General features: G+C 60.3%; 21 protein-coding genes. 15 read left to right on the forward strand and 6 right to left on the reverse strand.

Features of this window, described 5'->3' with window-relative positions; translation table 11 throughout:
* Positions 1–66 precede the first annotated feature (66 nt).
* Positions 67–1164 carry a polyamine ABC transporter substrate-binding protein gene (locus PMI28_RS15840; RefSeq protein WP_007986420.1) on the forward strand — a complete coding sequence of 366 codons (1098 nt, stop codon included), beginning with the start codon at positions 67–69 and terminating at the stop codon, positions 1162–1164.
* Positions 1165–1402: 238 nt separating this feature from the next.
* On the opposite strand, the gene thpR is transcribed toward PMI28_RS15840, so the two are convergent.
* Positions 1403–1945 carry an RNA 2',3'-cyclic phosphodiesterase gene (thpR, locus tag PMI28_RS15835; RefSeq protein WP_007986423.1) on the reverse strand — a complete coding sequence of 181 codons (543 nt, stop codon included), beginning with the start codon at positions 1943–1945 and terminating at the stop codon, positions 1403–1405.
* Positions 1946–2067: 122 nt separating this feature from the next.
* Between thpR and PMI28_RS15830 the strand changes: the two genes are divergently transcribed.
* Entirely contained in the window at positions 2068–2262 is a 195-nt protein-coding gene (locus PMI28_RS15830; RefSeq protein ID WP_007986425.1) for a hypothetical protein, read from the forward strand.
* 14 nt (positions 2263–2276) lie between these two features.
* Here the strand turns inward: PMI28_RS15830 and PMI28_RS15825 are convergent, their stop codons facing one another.
* Entirely contained in the window at positions 2277–2630 is a 354-nt protein-coding gene (locus tag PMI28_RS15825; protein ID WP_007986427.1) for a DUF1428 domain-containing protein, read from the reverse strand.
* A 17-nt stretch (positions 2631–2647) separates the two neighbouring features.
* A complete protein-coding gene (locus tag PMI28_RS15820; protein WP_007986430.1) occupies positions 2648–3712 on the reverse strand; it encodes a hypothetical protein in 1065 nt (354 codons plus the stop codon).
* Between the two features lie 388 nt (positions 3713–4100).
* Between PMI28_RS15820 and PMI28_RS15815 the strand changes: the two genes are divergently transcribed.
* The 5 genes from PMI28_RS15815 to PMI28_RS15795 all read left to right on the forward strand — a co-directional run bounded on the left by PMI28_RS15815 (position 4101) and on the right by PMI28_RS15795 (position 10164).
* Positions 4101–4361 (forward strand): hypothetical protein, encoded by a 261-nt coding sequence (locus PMI28_RS15815; RefSeq protein ID WP_007986432.1) that lies wholly within the window; start codon positions 4101–4103, stop codon positions 4359–4361.
* 194 nt (positions 4362–4555) lie between these two features.
* The gene (gene tssI, locus PMI28_RS15810) at positions 4556–8002 is read left to right on the forward strand and encodes a type VI secretion system tip protein TssI/VgrG (RefSeq protein ID WP_007986434.1); all 3447 of its coding nucleotides are present in this window, start codon (positions 4556–4558) and stop codon (positions 8000–8002) included.
* Entirely contained in the window at positions 7995–8684 is a 690-nt protein-coding gene (locus tag PMI28_RS15805; protein WP_007986436.1) for a DUF2931 family protein, read from the forward strand. Before tssI ends, PMI28_RS15805 begins: the two co-directional genes overlap by 8 nt.
* Before the next feature lie 50 nt (positions 8685–8734).
* Positions 8735–9424, forward strand: coding sequence for a DUF2931 family protein (locus tag PMI28_RS15800; RefSeq protein WP_007986438.1), 690 nt, complete (start codon positions 8735–8737; stop codon positions 9422–9424).
* A gap of 50 nt (positions 9425–9474) precedes the next feature.
* Positions 9475–10164 (forward strand): DUF2931 family protein, encoded by a 690-nt coding sequence (locus PMI28_RS15795; RefSeq protein ID WP_033063297.1) that lies wholly within the window; start codon positions 9475–9477, stop codon positions 10162–10164.
* A 34-nt stretch (positions 10165–10198) separates the two neighbouring features.
* On the opposite strand, the gene PMI28_RS15790 is transcribed toward PMI28_RS15795, so the two are convergent.
* Positions 10199–10435: a hypothetical protein gene (locus PMI28_RS15790; protein WP_007986442.1), complete on the reverse strand. Its 237-nt coding sequence runs from the start codon at positions 10433–10435 to the stop codon at positions 10199–10201.
* Between the two features lie 180 nt (positions 10436–10615).
* Here PMI28_RS15790 and PMI28_RS15785 point away from each other — a divergent pair, with 180 nt between their 5' ends.
* The 6 genes from PMI28_RS15785 to yghX all read left to right on the forward strand — a co-directional run bounded on the left by PMI28_RS15785 (position 10616) and on the right by yghX (position 17837).
* Positions 10616–12379 (forward strand): L-lactate permease, encoded by a 1764-nt coding sequence (locus PMI28_RS15785; protein WP_007986445.1) that lies wholly within the window; start codon positions 10616–10618, stop codon positions 12377–12379.
* 214 nt (positions 12380–12593) lie between these two features.
* A complete protein-coding gene (gene glcD, locus PMI28_RS15780) occupies positions 12594–14093 on the forward strand; it encodes a glycolate oxidase subunit GlcD (protein WP_007986447.1) in 1500 nt (499 codons plus the stop codon).
* The gene (gene glcE, locus PMI28_RS15775; RefSeq protein ID WP_007986449.1) at positions 14093–15157 is read left to right on the forward strand and encodes a glycolate oxidase subunit GlcE; all 1065 of its coding nucleotides are present in this window, start codon (positions 14093–14095) and stop codon (positions 15155–15157) included. The genes glcD and glcE overlap by 1 nt, the downstream gene beginning before the upstream one ends.
* Positions 15158–15160: 3 nt before the next feature.
* Positions 15161–16378, forward strand: coding sequence for a glycolate oxidase subunit GlcF (glcF, locus tag PMI28_RS15770; protein WP_007986451.1), 1218 nt, complete (start codon positions 15161–15163; stop codon positions 16376–16378).
* 19 nt (positions 16379–16397) lie between these two features.
* Positions 16398–16799 carry a heme-binding protein gene (locus PMI28_RS15765; protein WP_007986454.1) on the forward strand — a complete coding sequence of 134 codons (402 nt, stop codon included), beginning with the start codon at positions 16398–16400 and terminating at the stop codon, positions 16797–16799.
* Between the two features lie 150 nt (positions 16800–16949).
* Positions 16950–17837 carry a YghX family hydrolase gene (yghX, locus tag PMI28_RS15760; RefSeq protein WP_007986456.1) on the forward strand — a complete coding sequence of 296 codons (888 nt, stop codon included), beginning with the start codon at positions 16950–16952 and terminating at the stop codon, positions 17835–17837.
* Between the two features lie 143 nt (positions 17838–17980).
* Here yghX and PMI28_RS15755 read toward each other — a convergent pair whose 3' ends face one another.
* Together PMI28_RS15755 and PMI28_RS15750 are read right to left on the reverse strand one after the other, a co-directional pair.
* The gene (locus PMI28_RS15755) at positions 17981–18634 is read right to left on the reverse strand and encodes a peroxiredoxin (RefSeq protein ID WP_007986459.1); all 654 of its coding nucleotides are present in this window, start codon (positions 18632–18634) and stop codon (positions 17981–17983) included.
* 123 nt (positions 18635–18757) lie between these two features.
* Positions 18758–19576: an aldo/keto reductase gene (locus PMI28_RS15750; RefSeq protein WP_007986461.1), complete on the reverse strand. Its 819-nt coding sequence runs from the start codon at positions 19574–19576 to the stop codon at positions 18758–18760.
* A gap of 244 nt (positions 19577–19820) precedes the next feature.
* Between PMI28_RS15750 and PMI28_RS15745 the strand changes: the two genes are divergently transcribed.
* Both PMI28_RS15745 and PMI28_RS15740 read left to right on the forward strand, forming a co-directional pair.
* On the forward strand, positions 19821–20609 hold the full coding sequence (locus PMI28_RS15745) for an alpha/beta hydrolase (RefSeq protein ID WP_007986463.1): 789 nt from the start codon (positions 19821–19823) through the stop codon (positions 20607–20609).
* 263 nt (positions 20610–20872) lie between these two features.
* A complete protein-coding gene (locus PMI28_RS15740) occupies positions 20873–21508 on the forward strand; it encodes a hypothetical protein (RefSeq protein ID WP_007986465.1) in 636 nt (211 codons plus the stop codon).
* The last annotated feature ends 8 nt before the right edge of the window (positions 21509–21516 follow it).

A 21516-nucleotide genomic window follows, 5' to 3' on the forward strand; every position in this document is an offset into this window, starting at 1 on the left:
CAAGGGGTGTGCCAGGACTGCAATTGTTTTTGTGTATTTGAATAAAAAAGAAATGGAGTTGTACCGATGAAAATGTTTGGCAGGACTCTGCTGACACTGTCCTTATTGGGCGCGATCGCCACTGGCGCCCAGGCCAATGACAAGGTTCTGCGCGTCTACAACTGGTCTGATTACATTGGCCCGGACACCGTCAAGAAGTTCGAAGACGAGACCGGCATCCAAGTGACCTACGATGTGTTCGACAGCAACGAAACCCTCGAGGCGCGCCTGCTGGCGGGTAAATCCGGCTACGACATCGTCGTGCCGTCCAACAGCTTCCTGGCCAAGCAGATCAAGGCCGGTGTCTACCAGACTCTGGACAAATCGAAGCTGACGAACTGGAAAAACCTCAACCCGGTGCTGCTGAAAAACGCCTCCGCGAGCGATCCCGAGAACGCCCACGCCATCCCGTACATGTGGGGCTCGATCGGCATCGGTTTCAACCCGCAGAAGGTCAGGGAAGTACTCGGCGCCAACGCCCCGACCAACTCCTGGGACCTGCTGTTCAAACCGGAAAACGCCGAGAAGCTCAAAGCCTGCGGCATCAGTTTCCTCGATTCGCCCACAGAAATGCTGCCGACCGCCCTACACTATCTGGGCTACCCGGTGAACGATCAGGACAAACAGCACATCGCCGAAGCCGAGGCGCTGTTCATGAAGATTCGCCCGAACGTGGCGTACTTCCATTCGTCGAAATACATCTCGGACCTGGCCAACGGCAACATCTGCGTGGCCGTCGGTTACTCCGGCGACGTGCTGCAGGCCAAGGCCCGTGCCCAGGAAGCCGGGGACAAGGTGAAGATCGACTACAGCATTCCGAAAGAAGGCGCCGCCAGTTTCTACGACATGCTCGCGATCCCGCGCGATGCCGCCAACGTCGAGAACGCTTACCTGTTCATGAACTTCCTGATGCGTCCGGACGTGATTGCCGACATCACCAACAACATCGGCTACAGCAACGCCAACGCGGCGGCCACGCCATTGGTCGATGAAGCGATCCGCAACGATCCGGGTTCCTACCCGTCGGAAGCGGTGATGGCGACGTTGTATGCCGTACCGGACCAGCCGATTGCCGTTCAGCGGATCATGACCCGTGGCTGGACCAAGGTGAAGTTGGGCCAGTAATCCAGAACCCCACCGATCAACTGTGGGAGCGGGCTTGCTCGCGAAATGGCCATCACATTCAACATCAATGTTGACTGGCACATCGCATTCGCGAGCAAGCCCGCTCCCACATTGGGCAGGTGGGTGTTCAACACTTTCCGTTCATGCAGCGCCTTACCACCGCTGCCTCTCCTGCAGTAGAACGGCCTCACCTGGCTCCCTCGGTTCAGGTGAATTTTGGCGCCCTCGGGCGCCTTTTTTATTGGGGATCAATCAACGGCCATTCGGCCAGCGCCCGATAACGGCCCTTGTGGGATTCGAACAGGGTGAAGCGCTCGGCACGCAGGAAGAATTCCGGTGCGGTCGAGGACTCCGGTACCGGTGCCCGGTAATCCCGCGCCAGGGTCAGGTGCGGACGGTAGTCCCTTGGTGCTTCCTGCGGACCAAACGGCAACATCGCCTGCTCCAGGTCATACACCAATCGCAGCAACACCGGGGGCGCCTGCTCCGGCGCGAGCACCAACACCCCTGCCCTGCGCCACACGTCCAGCCGGTCCAGCACCACCGTCAAGCGCTCGCCGGGTGTGCGAATGGATGCCGCAGCGGCGCAGATGTCGGCGATCTGCGCCACACCCACCGCCCCTAAAAACTTCAGCGTCAGGTGAAAGTTTTCCGCCGGCACCGGCCGTCCGTTGCGCAATTGCAGCGCACTGCGCCACTGGGCGATGTCCCGGCGCTGGGCCGGGGCGCAGTTCAGCGCAAAGAACAGGCGCTTGAACGGCTCGCGGGATTCGTCATTCATGCCGCACACCTCTTGGGAAGACTGCCTGAGTGTACTCAACACCCGCTTGCCGGCCAGCGCATTTCTGGCGCTGTCCGGCATGCGCGTTATAGTTCTAGCATCCCGAAAAACCGGAGGGGGCCATGCGACAGATCATCAGCAAAGAGCCATGGTGGGCCACGCCGCCCGAGCCAGGCCAGGATGAACTCAAGCTGGAATGGGGCTGGCTGGTGCATTACAACGAAGGCGAACCGCGCTTCGAGTTCATCCGCGAACGGCCGACGGACGAGGAAATCCGGCAGCGCAAGAGTTGCAGGATCACCCCGACGCCGGAGTGATCCCGCGTCCGGCGTCAGGCCTGGAGGAGTATTTCGAACCCGCCGTAGACCATGCGCTGGCCGTCGAAGGGCATCGGATTGACGTCCGGCTTCATGCGCGGGTCCTCCATCATCTTGCCCATTCCAGCATTGCGGGTGGCCTTGTCCGGCCAGACGATCCAGCCAAAGGCAACGGTTTCGCCCTCCTTGAGCTTCACCGACATTGGAAACGAAGTGACCTTGCCTTCCGGGACATCTTCGCCCCAGCATTCGACCACGCTCAAGGCACCGTTTTCCTTGAAGACCAAGGCAGCGACTTTGGCGTGCCTGATGTATTGCTCACGGTTGGCGGTGGGTACGGCAGCGATGAATCCATCGACGTAAGACATGCGTTTTTCTCCTTGGGTCATGGGGTGTGCTGCAGGTTAGTCGGTTGCGCTGGCGTCCGATCGACAGTACCGGCGCTCAAACCGACCGGCGGTTGTGCGCTGCCGCCCAGGCTGCCTTCGATCTGCGCCGCCATGTAAAGCGTGCAGGCCATGACGCCGCTGGTCGGGCTTTGCACCAGTTTGGTCCACGCCTTGTCGAAGGTATTGCCCAGGCTACGGCGAATCAGCGCCTCGCTATCGGGCCGGTCAAAGGCCTGGATGAATGCGCGAATGCCAGCCACCCCTAGCGTGATCAAGCCACCGGCCAGTTTCCCGGTCGCTGCGGCCACGGCGCTGGCGGCCCCGCGCGGGGCCATCTCGGCTTCCATCCGCCGGCTGGCGCGCCTGGCCACCGGCGCCATCGCGGTATCGGTCGAACCCACCCCCTTGTCGCCACCGGCCTTATGGACTTTGTCGACCAGCGCGGCGAAAGCCGGCAGTGTGTTCAGCTGTTCGGTGTACACGATCTGGTACAGCGAGGCGTCCCTCGTCGGCGGAGGCCCGAGGGCGATGGCCGGGACTTTCTGGATGCGCCCGTTGAGTTGGGGCATCGGCACGCCGTGGCGGTTGGAGATTTTCTGCAGCTCTTCCTTGAGGATGTCGACATAGAACGCCGCTGCCAGGCCGAGAATCGCATCGGGATCGATTTCCACGGCCGCCGGGGCCAGGACCTTCTCCTGATAGGCCTCGAGCAGGTACGCCGCCAGGCGTTTTTCCACGGCGTCCTGCTCACCCTTGGCGCTAATGGTGTACCAGCTGACCTTCATCGACAGCCATTCCTGGGTCCAGTAACTGCTGAACCACGGAATGAAATTCTGTTCGGTCAATTCATAGACCCGTTTGCGCCAGTAATCCATGGCGCCGCGGGCGTAGATTCTGGCCTGCTCGGTGGCAGCCTGCGACGCGGTGACGATCTCTCGGTCCACTTGTTGCCAGGTGCTGGCAGGAATGATGACCGGTGCCACTTGGACCGGCGCGCGCACAGGCGTGGCACACCCCGCCAACACCACCAGCACGGCAATGATCAGCGAACGCAGATTCAAGATGGCGGCTTCCTGCAGTTGGCACCAGGCGAAATACCCAGCACTCGAAAACCATGATTCAAGTATAGGCCGCGGCGCCCCTGAGGCCGCCTTCGCGGGCAAGCCCGCTCCCACAGGTCCGTGGCCAGCCGCTTTCCTGTGGGAGCGGGCTTGCCCGCGAAGGGGCCAGAGCAGACAGCACAAAATCCACCATCACTTGCATCAATAATCACCATCGCCGCGATTGCCTTCCGCTTGCTGGCCGTCAGCGTAGGATCAATCCCAAGCCAACACGAAACCCCGAATCGGAGGGGAATATCATGCTGATCCATTTGCTGACCTGCCTGGCCCTGACGGCGTTCACATTGGGCGTGTTTGCCTGGTATGTCTTGAGCGAGGAGCAAACATCATGATTCACACTGTCACCCTCGCCGTGCGTTTCCCGGTGTTCGGCAATAATTTCTACGCGCAGAAATTCGAGTCACGTAAAGAGTTGACTCTGCTGTTCGACGAGAAGTTCGAGGCGTTGCTGATCCCGGCAGCCGATCATCACTTCAGCAATGAAGTGGTCGGGCTCAATGATCAGTTCCGTTTTTTGAATGACGTGCTGGTCGAGCATCTGCTGGATGTCGAACTGGCAAAAAGCTCGGCCCGCTCATTCGGGTTTTGAGCCTTCGCCAGCGTCATGAGGTTTTGTAACTGCATTTTAGGAAGCGTCTGACATCAATTCATTGGCGGTCTTGTTAGCGTTGCACTGAACCCGGCTCCGGGGCGTTTGTTGTGATCGGGTCACGGATGACCTTTTTACAAGTCTTGCACCAACGTTCTGGAGCCTGTGCCACGTCTCAAGACAAGGAACACTGGATGTTCGACGCAAACGCCAATGCTCGATTCAACCTCACCATCGATCACTTCGAACAAACGCTTCAGGTCCTCTCGTTCACCGGCGATGAATGCATCAGCCAACCCTATGCCTTTGACCTGGATCTCGTCAGCGACCGCCCCGTCCCTGACCTGGAAAGCCTGTTGCACCGACAGGCTTATCTCTCGTTCAGCGACAACGGCCAAGGCATTCACGGGCAGATCCAGCGTATTGAACAGAGTGCCCATGGCTGGCGCCTGAGCCGTTATCGCGTGACGCTGCGGCCCCAGTTGTCTTATCTGGCGCACCGCATCAACCAGCGCATTTTCCAGCAACTGACCGTCCCGCAGATCATCACGCAATTACTCAAAGAGCACGGCATTCTCGGCGACCGTTGCCAGTTCCAGCTCGGCCGCGACTATCCCAAGCGCGAGTATTGCGTGCAATACAAGGAATCCGACCTGCGGTTCATCCAGCGCCTGTGCCATGAAGAAGGCCTGCATTACCACTTCCGCCACAGCCGCGACCGCCATGTGCTGGTGTTCGGTGATGACCAGACCGTTTTCCCTCGACTCGAACAACCCGTCCCCTACCACCCCGCCAGCGGCATGGTCGCCGAAGGACCGGTGATCAACCGCTTCGCCCTGTGTTTCGAGGCCCGGACCAGCCGCACCGCAAGGCGCGACTACGATTTTGAAAAATCCGGCATCCGGCTGGAGTCCGAGCATCGGCCGCCGGTCGAAAAGGCTCAACCGGACCTGGAGGATTACCAGTTCCCCGGCGATTTCAAACAGGGTGAACGAGGCACGATTCTGGCGCGACACGCACTGGAACAACATCGGGTCGACTACTGCCAGGTCGAGGGCGACAGCGATCAGCCATCCCTGGTCAGCGGGCACTTTTTGACGATGTCCGAGCATCCGTGCCCGGAGTGGAACGATCTGTGGCTGTTGAACCGCATTCACCACCGGGGGTGGCAACCCCAGGTTCTTGAAGAGCACGCCGGCCATGACGCCATTAAGCCCCCGGATGGCTTCACCCAGGGTTATCGCAACACCTTTTGGGTAACCCCCTGGGATGTGTGTTACCGCTCGAAAGAGGTATATGAAAAACCCGTGCTGGGCAGTCAGACCGCGGTGGTCACCGGCCCCAAAGGCGAAGAGATCTACTGCGACCGCCATGGCCGGGTCAAGGTCCAGTTCCATTGGGACCGCGAAGGTCGCCACGACGACAAAAGCAGCTGCTGGCTGCGCGTTGCCTCGAGCAGTGCCGGCGACCGCCATGGCAGCGTGACCCTGCCCCGGGTGGGCATGGAAGTCAGGGTCAGCTTCCTCCACGGCGACCCCGACCAGCCGGTCATCAGCGGTTGCTTTGCCAACAGCGCCCACCCCACCCCCTACGAACTGCCCGAGCACAAGACCCGCAGCGTGTTTCGCTCACGCAGTTCACCGGGCGGTCGCGGCTTCAACGAGTTGCACCTGGAAGACCGTGCCGGCCAGGAGTTGATCTACCTGCGCGCCCAGCGCGACATGGAACACAAGGTCGAACACGACAGCCGCCTCGAAGTGGGCAACGAACGCCGGGAAACCATCAAGGGCGACAGCATCTCGGTGCTGGGCGCGGAAGAACATCGCACCGTCAGCGGCGACCGCAAGGTCCGGCTGAATGCCGGCGACTACCTCCACGTTGGTGAAAGCAGCCATACCCGTGTCGAGCAGACACTGGTACTCGACGCGCAGAACATTCACATCAAGGCCGGTGCGAACATTACGCTCGAGGCCGGCGCCAGCCTGACCTTGAAGGACGGCAATCATCACTTCGTGATCGGACCGGGTGGCCTCTTCAGCAGCACTGAGGTCGTGATCGGTGGTGCGCCGGTGGCGGGGGCAGCGGTTCGTACGCTGATGCCGGGACTGCTGCCGGGGTTGTTGGCACCCACGGTTCCACCTGTGCACGAGTGCCCCGCTCCCCTGACGTCACAGGATGAGCTGGAGGAAGAGGAAGAAGAAGTCGAGATCGAGATCGAGGGCATTACCCTGCGGATCGGCGTGTTTTTTGACGGCACCGGGAACAACCGCGCCAACAGCGAAAAAGTCGCGGGGTGTTATGCGAGGGATGTGGGGCTGGAGGATCAGGCTGAGGATATTCGCCAGTTCTGCGCGTATCACGGGTATGACGGCAAGGGTGGCGCGCCGGATAATAGTTATGGGAATGACAGTAGTAATGTGGCGCGGTTGTATGACCTTTATCAAGATGACCGGGAGCGGCAACTTGAGTCAGATGCAGTCATGGCGTCAATTCCTGTTTATCTCGACGGCATTGGCACCAGCAGTGGTGAGGCTGACTCCCTTTACTCGCAAGCGACCGGAGTTGGGGCACAGGGCGTGCTGGCGCGGGTGGCGCAAAGCCCAGTACTCATTCTTAAAGAAATTGAGCAATTTGAACGATTTAACCCATTACGAAAGGTCGAGCGAATCGAATTTGATATCTTTGGCTTCAGTCGAGGCGCAGCAGCTGCTCGACACTTTGCCAATGAAGTGGTGAAAGGTCGACAGAGCCCTTTAGCCACTTTGCTGCCCGCTGATGCACCCTTGTTCGTGGAAAATTTCGACTGGCGCGCCAACACCGATGTCGCCATCAATTTTATTGGTCTCTACGACACCGTCGCCGCCGTGGCGGACTATTCCACCGGTGATTTTAGCGTCCATGATTCCATCAATCCTGGCGTCAACTTGTTCTTGGCGCCGACCCTCGCCAAAAAAATCGTCCACCTGGTGGCCAGCGATGAACATCGCCACAACTTTTCCCTCAACAGCGCTGGCAAGGCAGACATCAAGTTGCCGGGGGCGCATTCGGACCTTGGCGGCGGCTATCTGCCACGGGCTACAGAAAAAGTACTGTTGAGTAAACCCAGGCGTAGCGAGGTGGGCCTTCATGTGCAAGCGACGCAAACCGCCAGTTACTTCACAACGCAGACTCAACTGGAACGAATCCATGGACTGACCTGGTACAGCCTGCCGCTACGGATACGCACCTGGGAGCGGGAATATGCGACCCGGGGAAAAGATAAATACGAGTGGAAACACGTGTACACCGCCGTCAGTTGTGAGCGCGAAGTGCGCAACGACCTGGCCTTGATTTACCTGCGCATCATGCGCGAGTTGGCCGCCAAGCATGGTGTGCCGTTCGGGTTGATTGATGAAGAAGACCGGAAGTATGCGCTACCGGATGAGCTGCAACCCATTGCCAAAAAGTTGATGGCTTATGCCATCGGTGAAGCGCACACAACAGGCTTGAATACGGATGAATACGTTTTGCTCTATAGCCGTTACATCCACCAGTCTGCTAACTGGAATGTCTTCAAAAGTTTTAACTCCAGCGATCTGAACATCGTCTTCATCAATCGCCCTACCGATAACCATGCGAGGGTGGCGCATCCCAATGTTTAAACAAACAACACTCCTTCGAGCCACAGCGATCAGTTTATTAGGGCTGGTGTTAACGGGTTGTGCACTTGCTGAACGTCGCTCACTGCCCTATGACGCCTGGACCCTGGCGTTTTTTGCACCCGACTATATGGATGTCTGGATCGAAACGGCTGATGCCATTGATATCAATGACTACCTGTTCCGTCATGCCGGTAGCGGCATACCCGCCATGGGATACCCCCGCGCATTCAGCAACGGCATACCGACCGAATTCAAAGGCAACCCTAAAGGATGGCGCAAGGATGTCGGGGGCAAAGGCAAGCGCGTCCTAGGAGCCGACCTTCCTCGTCTGGTCTACGTTCGCTGGCAGTCCCTTGCCGAGCCGCAGACCTACGAGGCCTATATCGAAATTCCCGAATCGGCTCGCGCCATCATGCGTAAAGAGGAAAAAGCCTATTGCGGTGCTGTCGGCAAATGGAAAGTGGATTACCGAGAACGCCTCGTAGTCGGATTAGCCCCAGGCGGTATTGCCAAAGTGTGGGTGGCCGGCCCTTGCCTGCATGCCATTGAAGTCACCCGCGTGCAAGGCACGATCAATCCCGAAGGCCCCTACGGCGGCCATTCAGGCGGCAAGCATCGCCCGCTGACAGAAGAGTCCAAAGCCTACATCGACAAATTCGGCATTCCCTACGGGTCCTGGTAACCATGAGGAAACGCAATCCACCGATAACCATATGCGGGTGGTGCATCCGAATGCCTAAACCTTCAGTGATGCCTAGAACTGCGATAACGGGCTTACTCGTACTGCTGTTGACGGGCTGCACGCTGGCTGAACGACGTTCATTCCCCTATGAAGCCTGGTCGCTCAACTTCTTTGGTCGTCCGTATATGGAAGCCTGGATCGAAACGGCTGATGTGGTCGATATTGATGGTTACGTATTCCGTGGTGCCGGCAGCGGCGGCGTTAGTACGGGGTATCCAACCGCTTTCAGCAAAGGCATACCGACTGTGTTCAAGGGTAAGCCGAGCGGCTGGCCTAAGGATCCAGGGGGAAGTGGCAGGCGTGTCATGGGGGCTGATCTTCCCCGTCTGGTCTACGTTCGCTGGCAATCTATGGCCGAACCGCAGACCTACGAAGCCTACATCGAGATTCCCGAATCGGCTCACACCATCATGCGCAAGGGAGAGCAAGGCTATTGTGGAGCATCCGGTAAATGGATCACGGACTATAGAAAACTTCTGGTAGTGGGTCTCGCCCCAGGTGGCATTGCCAAAGTGTGGGTGGCCGGCCCTTGCCTGCATGCCATTGAAGTCACACGCGTGCAAGGCACGATCAATCCCGAAGGCCCCTATGGCGGCCATTCAGGCGGCAAGCATCGACCGCTGACAGAAGAGTCCAAAGCCTACATCGACAAATTCGGCATTCCCTATGGATCCTGGTAACCATGAGGAAACGCAATCCACCGATAACCATAAGCGGATGGTGCATCCAAATGCTTAAACCTTCAGTGATGCCTAGAACTGCAATAACGGGCTTACTCGTACTGCTGCTGACGAGCTGCGCGCTGGCTGAACGACGTTCATTTCCCTATGAAGCCTGGTCGCTCAACTTCCTTGGTCGTCCCTATATGGAAGCCTGGATCGAAACGGCTGATGTGGTCGATATTGACGGTTACGTATTCCGTGGTGCTGGCAGCGGCGGCGTTACTACGGGGTATCCAACCGCTTTCAGCAAAGGCATACCGACTGTGTTCAAGGGCAAGCCGAGCGGCTGGCCTGAAAACCCCGGAGGAAGTGGCAGGTATGTAACGGGATCCGAGCTTCCGAGACTGGTCTACGTTCGTTGGCAGTCGCTGGCCGAACCGCAGACCTACGAGGCCTACATCGAGATACCCGAATCGGCTCGCGCGATCATGCGCAAGGGGGAACAAGCCTATTGCCGTGCCGCAGGTAAATGGAAAACTGACTACCGAAAGTGGTTGGTTGTGGGTCTGGCCCCAGGCGGTATTACCAAAGTTTGGGTAGCCGGCCCTTGCCTGCGTGCCATTGAAGTCACCCGCGTGCAAGGTACGATCAATCCCGAAGGCCCCTATGGCGGCCATTCAAGCGGCAAGCATCGCCCGCTGACAGAAGAGTCTAAAGCCTACATCGACAAATTCGGCATTCCCTATGGATCCTGGTAACTCGCAACATCGCCGGGGCTTTTCGCAACGCCGCTCACAACGATCGCTGGCTGTTGCCAATCCCCTTCGCAATATCGATCCCCCAATCCATTGCCGCTTCCATGTCCATCATGTGCGGCCGTGGATCGTGGTTTTCATTGATGACGCTGCCGTCCGGACGATAGACACCGATGAACATGCCCAACGAACCGTCTTTCAATATCTCGGCTTTGACTTTGATATTGCATCCGTTCGATAGCGTTTCCTTGTGCTCCAGATGGCGCTCGGTCATGACTGCATTCCTCCCCTGACTGGATTCAAACCCTACTGGCCATGCTAGCTCAGGCCCCTGAAATGCGCCGGCCGGTTGGACCGAAGGCCCGCCCTGACAGCGGCGCAATGCCACCTATACTGAAAACCACCTCCCCCACAAGGGGTCTGCATGCCCAACAATAAAAAGCAGAGGTGGAACATGGTCTGGCAGCAAGTCTACGATCCGTTCGGTAATCCGGTGCTTTCAACCTTCATGGCTGCCGTACCGGTGGTGGTGATGCTGGCATCCCTGGCGTTCTTTCATGTCAAGGCGCATCTGGCGGCATTGCTCGCCCTCACTTCGGCCTTGTTGATCGCCATTTTCGCCTTCGGCATGCCGGCGAACATGGCTGGTTCGGCGGCGTTGTTCGGGGCGGCCAACGGCCTGCTGCCGATTGGCTGGATTGTGTTGAACATCATCTTCCTGCATCGCCTGACCACCGAGAACGGCTCGTTCAAGGTGTTGCAAGACTCCCTGGCGCGCATCACCGATGACCGGCGCCTGCAATTGCTGCTGATCGCCTTCTGTTTCGGTGCGTTTTTCGAAGGCGCAGCCGGCTTCGGTACGCCGGTGGCGGTGACCGGGGCGATTCTGATCGGGCTGGGTTTTTCGCCGCTGGCCGCTTCGGGGCTGGCGCTGATTGCCAACACTGCCCCCGTGGCATTCGGCGCCCTCGGCACGCCGATCATCACTCTGGCCAAGGTCACCGGGCTGGATGAAATGGAGCTGTCGATGATGGTCGGCCGGCAGTTGCCTTTCTTCTCGGTGCTGGTGCCATTCTGGCTGATCTGGGCTTTTGCCGGCTGGCGCAAGATGCTGGAAATCTGGCCGGCGATCCTGGTGGCCGGGGTCAGTTTTGCCGTGCCGCAGTTCCTGGTGTCCAACTATCACGGGCCGATGCTGGTGGATGTGATCGCCGCGCTGATCTCCATGGCCTGCCTGACCGGTTTCCTCAGGGTGTGGAAACCGGCCACCGTGCACACTTCCGCCGCCCTGTCCGGCCGGGTCGACAACTCGAAGATCGACGCCGAGCACGACGAAAAGCCTGTACCGACTGCAACCTTCGCCAATGAGGCGAAACCGGCAGTGATGCGGGCGTGGATGCCGTGGATCATCCTCACGGTCTTCGTGTTCATCTGGGGCACCCAGGGCTTCAAAAACACTTTCGACACCCGTCCTGCCATCGACCCGCAAACCAGTGCAGCCAAGCTCGATCCCCAGGGCAAACCGCTGCGCGAGGCGAACCCGCTGTTCGCGCCGGTCCTGATCTTTACCACACTGCATTTGCAAGTCGAGAAAGTCCCGCCCGTGGTGCCGGCGCCGAAAACCGAAGAAGCGGCGTACAAGTTCACCTGGTTCACCGCCACCGGCAGCGGCATTTTGCTGGCGGCGATTGTTGGCGGCTTGCTGATGGGCTACTCGATCCCGCAACTGATTCGCCAATACCTGCGAACCCTGTGGGTGGTGCGCTACTCGCTGATCACCATTGCGGCGATGCTCGCCTTGGGCTTCCTCACGCGCTATTCGGGGCTGGACGCCACCATGGGCCTGGCCTTCGCCGCGACGGGTATTTTCTATCCGATGTTCGGTACCCTGCTCGGCTGGCTCGGCGTGGCGTTGACCGGTTCGGACACGGCGTCCAACGTGCTGTTCGGCGGCTTGCAACGGGTGACATCCGAGCAGTTGGGCATCAGTCCGGTATTGATGGCTGCCGCCAACAGCTCCGGCGGGGTCATGGGCAAAATGGTCGACGCCCAGTCGATCGTGGTCGCTTCCACCGCCACCCGCTGGTACGGCCATGAAGGGGAAATCCTGCGTTACGTGTTCTTCCACTCGGTTGTGCTGGCGATTCTGGTCGGTGGCCTGGTGACGTTGCAGGCCTATGTCGCACCGTTCAGCCACATGGTGGTGGGCGGACATTAAATCGAACTGTGGGAGCGGGCTTGCTCGCGAAGGCGGTGTGTCAGACGGCAATGTCTTCGACTGACACTCCCTCTTCGCGAGCAAGCCCGCTCCCACATGGGCGGGTGGTTTTTATTGAATGAATGGTCCACCGTGCAGGCAAACATCCCATGGACAGCCGGCCGTCTCAGGCCAATGATTAAAGTCAGTGGCCTCCAGCGAGAGTCGAGAACCCATGAACATTCTCTACGATGAACGCGTTGACGGCGCCCTGCCCGATGTCGACAAACTGGCGCTGTTGCACGCCCTGCAAAGCCGGTTGCCGGACCTGGAAATCCTGCATCAGCAGGAGGAGCTCAGGCCCTACGAATGCGATGGGCTGTCGGCCTATCGCACCACCCCAATGCTGGTGGTGCTACCGCGGCACGTTGACGAAGTGCAAGGCGTACTACGTCTCTGTCATGAGTTGCGCGTTCCCGTTGTGGCCCGAGGCGCGGGCACCGGGTTGTCCGGCGGTGCGCTGCCCCTGGAGAAAGGCGTGCTGCTGGTGATGGCGCGCTTCAACAACATCTTGAGTATCGACCCCGCCGCCCGTACTGCACGGGTTCAGCCCGGTGTGCGCAATCTGGCGATTTCCCAGGCTGCCGCACCGTTCGGCCTGTACTACGCGCCGGATCCGTCTTCGCAAATCGCCTGTTCCATCGGTGGCAACGTCGCGGAAAATGCCGGTGGCGTGCACTGCCTGAAGTACGGCCTGACCGTGCACAACGTGCTGAAGGTCGACATCCTCACTGTCGACGGCGAGCATTTGAGCCTGGGCTCCAACGCCCTCGACGCCCCCGGTTTCGACCTGTTGGCGCTGTTCACCGGCTCCGAAGGCCTGCTTGGGGTGATCACCGAGGTCACGGTCAAGCTGCTGCCCAAGCCCCAGACCGCCAAAGTGCTGCTGGCGGCGTTCGATTCCGTGGAGAAAGCCGGGCGCGCCGTCGGCGACATCATTGCCGCCGGCATCATCCCCGGTGGCCTGGAAATGATGGACAACCTGGCCATCCGCGCCGCCGAGGACTTCATCCACGCCGGTTATCCGGTGGACGCGCAGGCCATTCTGCTGTGCGAACTCGATGGCGTTGAGGCCGACGTCTCCGATGACTGCAACCGGGTGCGCCAGGTGCTGCAACAGGCCGGCGCGATTGAATTGCGTCAGGCGAAGGATGAAGCCGAACGTGTGCGTTTCTGGGCCGGGCGCAAGAATGCCTTCCCGGCAGTGGGCCGCCTCTCGCCGGACTACTACTGCATGGACGGCACCATCCCCCGGCGCGAGCTACCCGGCGTACTGCACGCCATCGCCGAGCTCTCTAAGGAATATGGCCTGCGGGTAGCCAACGTGTTCCATGCTGGCGACGGCAACATGCATCCGCTGATTCTGTTCGATGCCAATCAACCCGGTGAACTTGATCGCGCCGAAGCCCTGGGCGGCAAGATTCTGGAGTTGTGCGTGAAAGTCGGCGGCAGCATCACCGGTGAACATGGTGTGGGCCGCGAGAAGATCAACCAGATGTGCGCGCAATTCAACAGCGATGAGCTGACCCTGTTCCATGCCATCAAAGCCGCCTTCGACCCGAGCGGCCTGCTCAACCCCGGCAAGAACATTCCGACCCTGCACCGCTGCGCCGAGTTCGGTGCCATGCACATACATGGCGGTCAATTGCCCTTCCCCGAGCTGGAGCGTTTCTGATGCGCAGCCCTGAAGATTTCGATGACAGCCAGTCACTGCTGGAACAAGTCAATCAGGCGCTGGAAAACGCCACGCCGTTGCGCATCCAGGGTTCCAACAGCAAAGCCTTTCTCGGCCGCACCACGGCCGGGGAAATTCTCGATACCCGCTCGCACCGCGGCATCGTCAGTTACGATCCGACCGAACTGGTGATCACCGCCCGTTGCGGCACGCTGTTGTCGGAGCTGACGCAAGTGCTGGACGCCGCGCAACAGATGCTGCCCTGCGAGCCACCGTCCTTTGGCGACGGCGCTACCGTCGGCGGCATGATCGCCTGCGGACTGTCCGGGCCTCGGCGCCCGTGGGCCGGGTCGGTGCGCGATTTCGTTCTCGGCACGCGGGTCATCACAGGGCAAGGCAAGCTGTTGCGCTTCGGTGGCGAGGTGATGAAAAACGTCGCCGGCTACGACCTGTCGCGCCTGATGGCCGGCAGTTATGGCTGCCTTGGGCTGATCGCCGAAGTCTCCCTCAAAGTACTGCCCAAACCCCGCCAGGCCTTGAGCATCAGCCTGGAAATGGACCCTGAACGCGCTTTGCAGCACCTGGCGGAGTGGGGCCAGCAGCCGCTACCGATCAGCGCGGCCTGTCACGACGGCTCACGCCTGCACCTGCGCCTTGAGGGCGGTGAAGGTTCGGTGGCGGCGGCCCATGAGCGCCTCGGTGGCGAACGGCTGGACGCTTCCTGGTGGGACGATCTCAACGAACAACGCTTGAGCTTCTTCGATGAAGACCAGCCGCTTTGGCGCCTGTCACTGCCGCACAACACGCCATCCATGTCGCTGCCGGGGCGCCAGTTGATTGACTGGGGTGGCGCCCAGCGCTGGTTGAAATCCGATGCCGACGCGGCGTTCATCCGCAAGGTCGTCGACGAGGTCGGCGGCCATGCCACCTGCTTCAGCCACGGCTTGACCGACACCCCGTTCCAGCCGTTGCCTCCGGCCCTGATGCGTTATCACTGCAACCTGAAACGACAACTCGATCCACGGGGCATCTTCAACCCTGGACGCCTGTACGCGGAGCTTTGAACCATGCAGACGACCTTGAGTGAAAGCGCCAGCCAATTGCCTCGTGCCGCAGAAGCCGAAAGCATTCTGCGCACCTGCGTGCACTGCGGGTTCTGCAACGCCACATGCCCGACCTATCAATTGCTCGGCGATGAACTGGACGGACCACGGGGCCGCATCTATCTGATCAAGCAAGTGCTGGAAGGCAACGAAGTCACGCAAAAAACCCAACAGCACCTGGACCGTTGCCTGTCGTGCCGCAACTGCGAAACCACCTGCCCGTCGGGCGTCGATTACCACAACCTGCTGGACATCGGTCGGGCGGTGGTCGATGCGGCGGTGCCGCGCCCACTCGGGCAGCGCCTGTTGCGCGAGGGGTTGCGTCAGACCGTGCCGCATCCCGAGGTGTTCAAGGGCTTGATCAATAGCGGTCAGGTGTTCCGCGCCCTGCTGCCCGACACCCTGCAAAGCAAATTGCCGCGCAGTGCACTCCCGGCCAAGCCGCGGCCCATGGTCCACCGTGAGCGACAGGTACTGATGCTCGAAGGTTGCGTGCAACCAAGCCTGTCACCCAATACCAATGCCGCTGCGGCGCGGGTGCTGGACCGGTTGGGGATCTGCGTCATCGCGACCCGCGAAGCCGGTTGCTGCGGCGCCGTGGACTACCACCTGGACGCCCAGGCCGTCGGCCTCGATCGTGCCCGACGCAACATCGACGCGTGGTGGCCGGGCATCGAAAAAGGCGCCGAAGCGATTGTGCAGACTGCCAGTGGTTGCGGCGCCTTCATCAAGGATTACGGCCATCTGCTCGCCAGCGACCCGGCCTATGCCGACAAGGCGAAAAAGGTCAGTGCGCTGGCCCGGGATCTGGTGGAAGTGTTGCGCGACGAACCGCTGGAAAAGCTCGGCATCCATGCCTCGCAGCGAGTGGCATTCCATTGCCCCTGCACCTTGCAGCACGGACAGAAACTCGGCGGTGCCGTGGAAGCGCTGCTGACCAGGTTCGGTTTCACCCTGACGTCCGTACCCGATGGGCACCTGTGCTGCGGTTCGGCGGGCACCTATTCGCTGACTCAACCCGAACTGTCGCGGCAACTGCGAGACAACAAGCTCAACGCCCTGGAAAGTGGCCATCCCGAGGTCATTGTCACGGCCAACATCGGCTGCCAGTCACACCTCGACGGTGCAGGCCGAACCCCGGTGCGGCACTGGATCGAACTGGTCGAAGCCGCCCTGCCTTAATTGAACGCTGGAGACGCCCATGAACAGCAAAGCCGTCCTGAGCCAGACCGAAGTCGGCCAGATCCTCACCGCCGCCCGCGCCGAAGCACAGGCCAATCAATGGGCCGTGACCATCGTGGTGGTCGATGACGGCGGCCACCCGCTGGCCCTCGAACGCCTCGACGGCTGCGCGCCCGGCAGTGCGTATATCGCCACCGAAAAGGCGCGCACCTCGGCCCTCGGGCGGCGCGAATCGAAAAGCTATGAGGACATGGTCAATGGTGGGCGCTACGCTTTTCTGTCAGCACCGTTGCTGACCTCGCTGGAGGGTGGCGTGCCGATCATTGTCGATGGCCAGGTGATCGGCGCTGTCGGCGTGTCGGGCGTCAAGGCCGAGCAGGATGCGCAAGTGGCCAAGGCCGGGGCGCAGTGCCTGAAATAAGCTTTTGGCATCACCATTTCCACCCTGTGGGAGCGGGCTTGCTCGCGAAGACGGCGGCACATCCGACATCCATGTGTCTGACACGCCGCATTCGCGAGCAAGCCCGCTCCCACAGGGTCCGTGTTAGACCATCCAAAAGGAGTTGCACCAATGACCCGGCTAACTGCCAAAGACTTCGCCCCGGAACTGCTGGAGCTGTACGACTACTATGCACACGGCAAGATTGATCGTCGGGAGTTTCTCGACCGTGCAGCGTTGTTTACCTTCGCAGGATTGACAGCTGGAGCCCTGCTCGCGGCACTGAGCCCCAACTACGCGCTGGCCGAGCAGGTCGAGTTCACCGATCCGGACATTATTCCCGAGTACATCACCTACCCGTCGCCCAAGGGCCATGGCCAGGTTCGCGGTTATCTGGTGCGCCCGGCCAAGGCCACCGGCAAGGTGCCGGCGGTGGTGGTCGTGCACGAGAACCGCGGGCTCAACCCGTACATCGAAGACGTGGCCCGGCGTGTGGCCAAGGCCGGTTTCATCGCCCTGGCCCCGGATGGCCTGACCTCTGTCGGCGGTTATCCCGGCAATGACGACAAGGGCCGCGAGCTTCAGGCCACGGTCGACCCGGAAAAGCTGATGAACGACTTTTTCGCCGCCGTCGAGTGGATGATGAAACACCCAGCCGCCACTGGAAAAGTCGGCATCACCGGGTTCTGCTACGGCGGTGGCGTGACCAACGCAGCCGCCGTGGCCTATCCGGAACTGGGTGCCGCCGTGTCGTTTTATGGCCGTCAGCCAACGGCCGAGGAAGTGCCGCGGATCAAGGCACCGGTGATGCTCCACTACGGCGAACTGGATACGCGGATCAACGAAGGCTGGCCGGCCTACGAGAAAGCGTTGAAGGCCGCGGGCAAGACGTATGAGGCCTACATTTATCCGGGCTGCAACCATGGTTTCCACAACGACTCCACACCGCGCTACGACGAGGCGGCGGCCAAACTGGCGTGGGAGCGGACGTTGGGGTGGTTTCGCAAGTATCTGGTTTGAATTGAAGTCCGAGGCCAGCAGGGCTGGCCTCTTCGCGAGCAAGCCCGCTCCCACAGGGATCTCAATTGGACACAAAATCTGTGCTCGACAAAGATCCAATGTGGGAGCGGGCTTGCTCGCGAAGGCGGTATTACTGCCGCTGACTACTTCGGCTGAGCCACAGTCCGCAGATAAGGCTTCAGGGTCTTGAAGCCATCCGGATATTTCTTCTTCGCCTCTTCGTCAGACACCGAGGTCGGGATGATCACGTCCTCACCCGGACGCCAGTTCACTGGCGTGGCGACGGTGTGCCTGGCATTCAGTTGCAGGGAATCGAGCAGGCGCAGCACTTCATCGAAATTGCGCCCGGCGCTCATCGGGTAGATCAGCATGGCCTTGACCTTCTTGTCCGGGCCGACAATGAACACCGAACGCACCGTGGCGTTGTCCACCGCCGTACGCGCGCCGCCACTGGCATTGGGGTGGATCATGTCGTAGAGCTTGGCCACCACCAGGTTTTCGTCGCCGATCAGCGGATAGTTGACCGCCGTGCCCTGGGTCTCGGCGATGTCACCGACCCAGCGGTTGTGGTCACTGACCGGGTCGACGCTGAGGCCGAGGACCTTGGTGTTGCGCTTGTCGAATTCCGGCTTGAGTTTGGCCAGGTAACCCAGTTCGGTGGTGCATACCGGGGTGAAATCCTTGGGATGGGAAAACAGGATGGCCCACCCATCACCGATCCACTGGTGAAAATTGAGGGTGCCTTCGGTGGTGTCGGCAGTGAAATCCGGTGCTTCGTCGCCAATGCGGATTGCCATGTTCTATCTCCTTGCAGTAATGGACAGGGACGCCGCCAGAACAACGAATGAACTGCCAGCGGCATGGACGCGAATCAGTATAGGAGAGGTTCGACGACTCGCCGTAACGGGTTGAACACGTCGCTAGCCCACCAGCGCAATCAGTTGTTGACGCTGGGCATCGGTCAGCATCGGGCCGAAACCGGCCCGGGCATTTTCCGCCATGTAGCGCGGGTTGCCGGTGCCCGGAATCACGCAGGTCACCGCTGAATGCGACAGCAGGAACTTCAGCGCCAGTTGCGGCCAGCTCTTGACCCCGACTTGCGCCGCCCAACCTGGCAGCGGTTTATCCTTCAGCCTGGCCAGCAAGCCGCCACCGCCGAACGGCCGGTTGCAAATCACCGCCACCCCACGCTCGCGGCACAACGGCAATAGGCGTTTCTCGGCACCACGATCATCCATGGCGTAGTTGATCTGTAAAAAATCCAGCGGCTCGGCCTTGAGTACCGCTTCCACTTCTTCATAGGCCGACGCCGTGTAATGGGTGATGCCGATGTAGCGAATGCGCCCTTTTTCCTTCCAGTGACGCAAGGTCGGCAGGTGAGTCTGCCAGTCCAGCAGGTTGTGGATCTGCATCAGGTCGATATGGTCGGTCTGCAGCAGGGCGAAGGATTGTTCCATCTGCGCGATGCCTTCTTCGCGGCCCCGGGTCCACACCTTGGTGGCCAGGAACGCCGGCGAGCGCGGCTCATGAATCGACAGCAATTGACCAGTGGTCTGTTCGGCGCGACCGTACATCGGCGAGCTGTCGATGAGCTTGCCACCCTTGTCGAACAACGCATCCAGCACTGCGGGCAAATCTTTGCAGGCCGGTTGCGAAGGCTCGACATCGAATCCGCGATAAGTGCCCAACCCTACGATCGGCAAGGACTCGTTGCTGGAAGGAATGGCGCGGGTCTGCATGGTCTTGCCTCCTGTTTCCGTCGACGGCGCCGGTTGCGCACCTGCCGAAGACCGCCGAAGCACCGGCAGCCAGCGTGACTATTTCTCTACGGTTGTAGCCCTCAGGATGGCTCATAAAACGCTTATCACCAGTTACTCGGGGTTGGCCCGTCGCGCCGATAGTCCGGATAACCCGCGCCAAAGGTCGATTGACTACACTCTGAAAGCCTTCCGGCAATAGCCGCGTTCTAACCCCGAGCAGTCAATGCCGCCCACTAACGTTAGTCGAATGTTGCGCACCCTGGTGTTACTCATCGTCATCGTCGCTGCGTTGTACCTGGCGCTGTGCGTGGCGCTGTTCGTGTTTCAACGGGCACTTATTTACTACCCGCAACCTCGCGCCGTCGGGACATCCGGGACGCTGCTCACCCTGCCGGTCGCCGACGCACAGGTGCTGGTCTCCGTCCGCCCTCACGAGGGTCCCAACGCGCTGATTTATTTTGGCGGCAATGCCGAAGACGTCTCGCGCAACTTGCCTGAGTTCTCCCAGGCCTTCCCCGACTACGCCCTGTATTTGCTGCATTACCGTGGCTATGGCGGGAGTTCCGGCTCGCCTTCCGAAGAGGCCATTGCTCGCGACGCCATCACGTTGTTCGACACGGTGTATGCCAGCCATCCGCATGTGGCTGTGGTCGGACGCAGCCTGGGTTCGGGCGTTGCCGTGCGCCTGGCCACTCAGCGCCCGGTGGCACGGCTGGTATTGATCACGCCCTACAACAGCCTCGAAGGGCTCGCCGCCCGACAGTTCCGCTGGTTTCCGGTGCGCTGGTTGTTGAAGGACAAATACCAGTCCTGGCAGTACGCCTCCCGTATCACGGTGCCGACAGTATTGATAGCGGCCGAGCATGACGAGGTGATTCCGCACTCAAGTACCGAGCGACTTTTCAGTCATTTCGCCAAGGGCGTGGCGTCGATGCAGGTGATACCGGGGACGGGGCATAACTCGATCAGCGAAAGCCCTGAATACCTCAAGGTGCTGGGGGATGGGTTGTAGCCAGAAAACTAGAACATACCAGTGACTTGTGGCGAGGGAGCTTGCTCCCGCTGGGTCGCGTAGCGGCCCCAAAAGAGGGCCTGCTGCGCAGTCCAGCGGGAGCAAGCTCCCTCGCCACAGAAAAGCGCTTTCCCCCTGAGAGCCCGATCAGCTGCGCCGCTGCCGGTGGCCGTTCATCCGAGAATTCGCCTCCATCCAATAAAAACATATTTTTATGCCTATATTGATATTGTCGAACATTCCCACTCTCAGAGGGTGCCGTCATGAATATCAAAACCCTGGCTTTGCTCCTGCTGGCTTTCTGTGCGCAACCGGTCTGGAGCCAGACTCCCCCCGTCTCCCCCGCCACTGCCGCTGTCGATAGCCCCGCGCTGACCACGCGTTTGGCCCTGCGCGACCTTTGGGTCGAGCACATTTTCTGGATCAGGAACTACGCGCTGGCCAACCAATCCGCCGACCAAAAGCAGGCCAAAGTGGCGACGGACCAGGTCGTCGACAACGCGACCAAAATCGCCAATAGCATCGCCCCGCTCTACGGCCAACCGGCGGCGGATCAACTGCTCAAGCTGCTGGCCGGGCATTGGGGCGCAGTGAAACACTACAGCGATGCCACCGTCGCAAAAAACGCGAAAGGCAAGCAGGCTGCGGTCGCCGAATTGACCAGCAATGCCAAGGCCATCGCGGCGTTTCTGGCCACGGCCAACCCCAATCTGCCCGAGGCTACACTGGTGACGATGTTGTCGGCCCATGGCGGTCATCACATTGCCCAGATCGATGAGTTTGCCGCACACGATTACGCTGGCGAAGCCCGCACCTGGGCGATGATGCGTACGCACATCCTGGCGCTGGCCGACGCGTTGACCGGTGCGCTGGTCAAGCAATTCCCGGACAAGTTCTGATATCGCGG

This window comes from Pseudomonas sp. GM48, from assembly GCF_000282335.1.
Lineage (GTDB): Bacteria > Pseudomonadota > Gammaproteobacteria > Pseudomonadales > Pseudomonadaceae > Aquipseudomonas.

Coding starts and splice junctions, on each gene's coding strand:
- PMI28_RS15840 (WP_007986420.1), top strand. CDS start 67: ATGAAAATGTTTGGCAGGACTCTGCTGACACTGTCCTTATTGGGCGCG.
- PMI28_RS15745 (WP_007986463.1), top strand. CDS start 19,821: ATGCCGCCCACTAACGTTAGTCGAATGTTGCGCACCCTGGTGTTACTC.
- PMI28_RS15815 (WP_007986432.1), top strand. CDS start 4,101: ATGATTCACACTGTCACCCTCGCCGTGCGTTTCCCGGTGTTCGGCAAT.
- PMI28_RS15800 (WP_007986438.1), top strand. CDS start 8,735: ATGCCTAAACCTTCAGTGATGCCTAGAACTGCGATAACGGGCTTACTC.
- PMI28_RS15790 (WP_007986442.1), bottom strand. CDS start 10,435: ATGACCGAGCGCCATCTGGAGCACAAGGAAACGCTATCGAACGGATGC.
- PMI28_RS15805 (WP_007986436.1), top strand. CDS start 7,995: ATGTTTAAACAAACAACACTCCTTCGAGCCACAGCGATCAGTTTATTA.
- glcD (WP_007986447.1), top strand. CDS start 12,594: ATGAACATTCTCTACGATGAACGCGTTGACGGCGCCCTGCCCGATGTC.
- PMI28_RS15825 (WP_007986427.1), bottom strand. CDS start 2,630: ATGTCTTACGTCGATGGATTCATCGCTGCCGTACCCACCGCCAACCGT.
- PMI28_RS15750 (WP_007986461.1), bottom strand. CDS start 19,576: ATGCAGACCCGCGCCATTCCTTCCAGCAACGAGTCCTTGCCGATCGTA.
- PMI28_RS15785 (WP_007986445.1), top strand. CDS start 10,616: ATGGTCTGGCAGCAAGTCTACGATCCGTTCGGTAATCCGGTGCTTTCA.
- PMI28_RS15740 (WP_007986465.1), top strand. CDS start 20,873: ATGAATATCAAAACCCTGGCTTTGCTCCTGCTGGCTTTCTGTGCGCAA.
- PMI28_RS15830 (WP_007986425.1), top strand. CDS start 2,068: ATGCGACAGATCATCAGCAAAGAGCCATGGTGGGCCACGCCGCCCGAG.
- yghX (WP_007986456.1), top strand. CDS start 16,950: ATGACCCGGCTAACTGCCAAAGACTTCGCCCCGGAACTGCTGGAGCTG.
- PMI28_RS15795 (WP_033063297.1), top strand. CDS start 9,475: ATGCTTAAACCTTCAGTGATGCCTAGAACTGCAATAACGGGCTTACTC.
- thpR (WP_007986423.1), bottom strand. CDS start 1,945: ATGAATGACGAATCCCGCGAGCCGTTCAAGCGCCTGTTCTTTGCGCTG.
- glcF (WP_007986451.1), top strand. CDS start 15,161: ATGCAGACGACCTTGAGTGAAAGCGCCAGCCAATTGCCTCGTGCCGCA.
- glcE (WP_007986449.1), top strand. CDS start 14,093: ATGCGCAGCCCTGAAGATTTCGATGACAGCCAGTCACTGCTGGAACAA.
- tssI (WP_007986434.1), top strand. CDS start 4,556: ATGTTCGACGCAAACGCCAATGCTCGATTCAACCTCACCATCGATCAC.
- PMI28_RS15765 (WP_007986454.1), top strand. CDS start 16,398: ATGAACAGCAAAGCCGTCCTGAGCCAGACCGAAGTCGGCCAGATCCTC.
- PMI28_RS15755 (WP_007986459.1), bottom strand. CDS start 18,634: ATGGCAATCCGCATTGGCGACGAAGCACCGGATTTCACTGCCGACACC.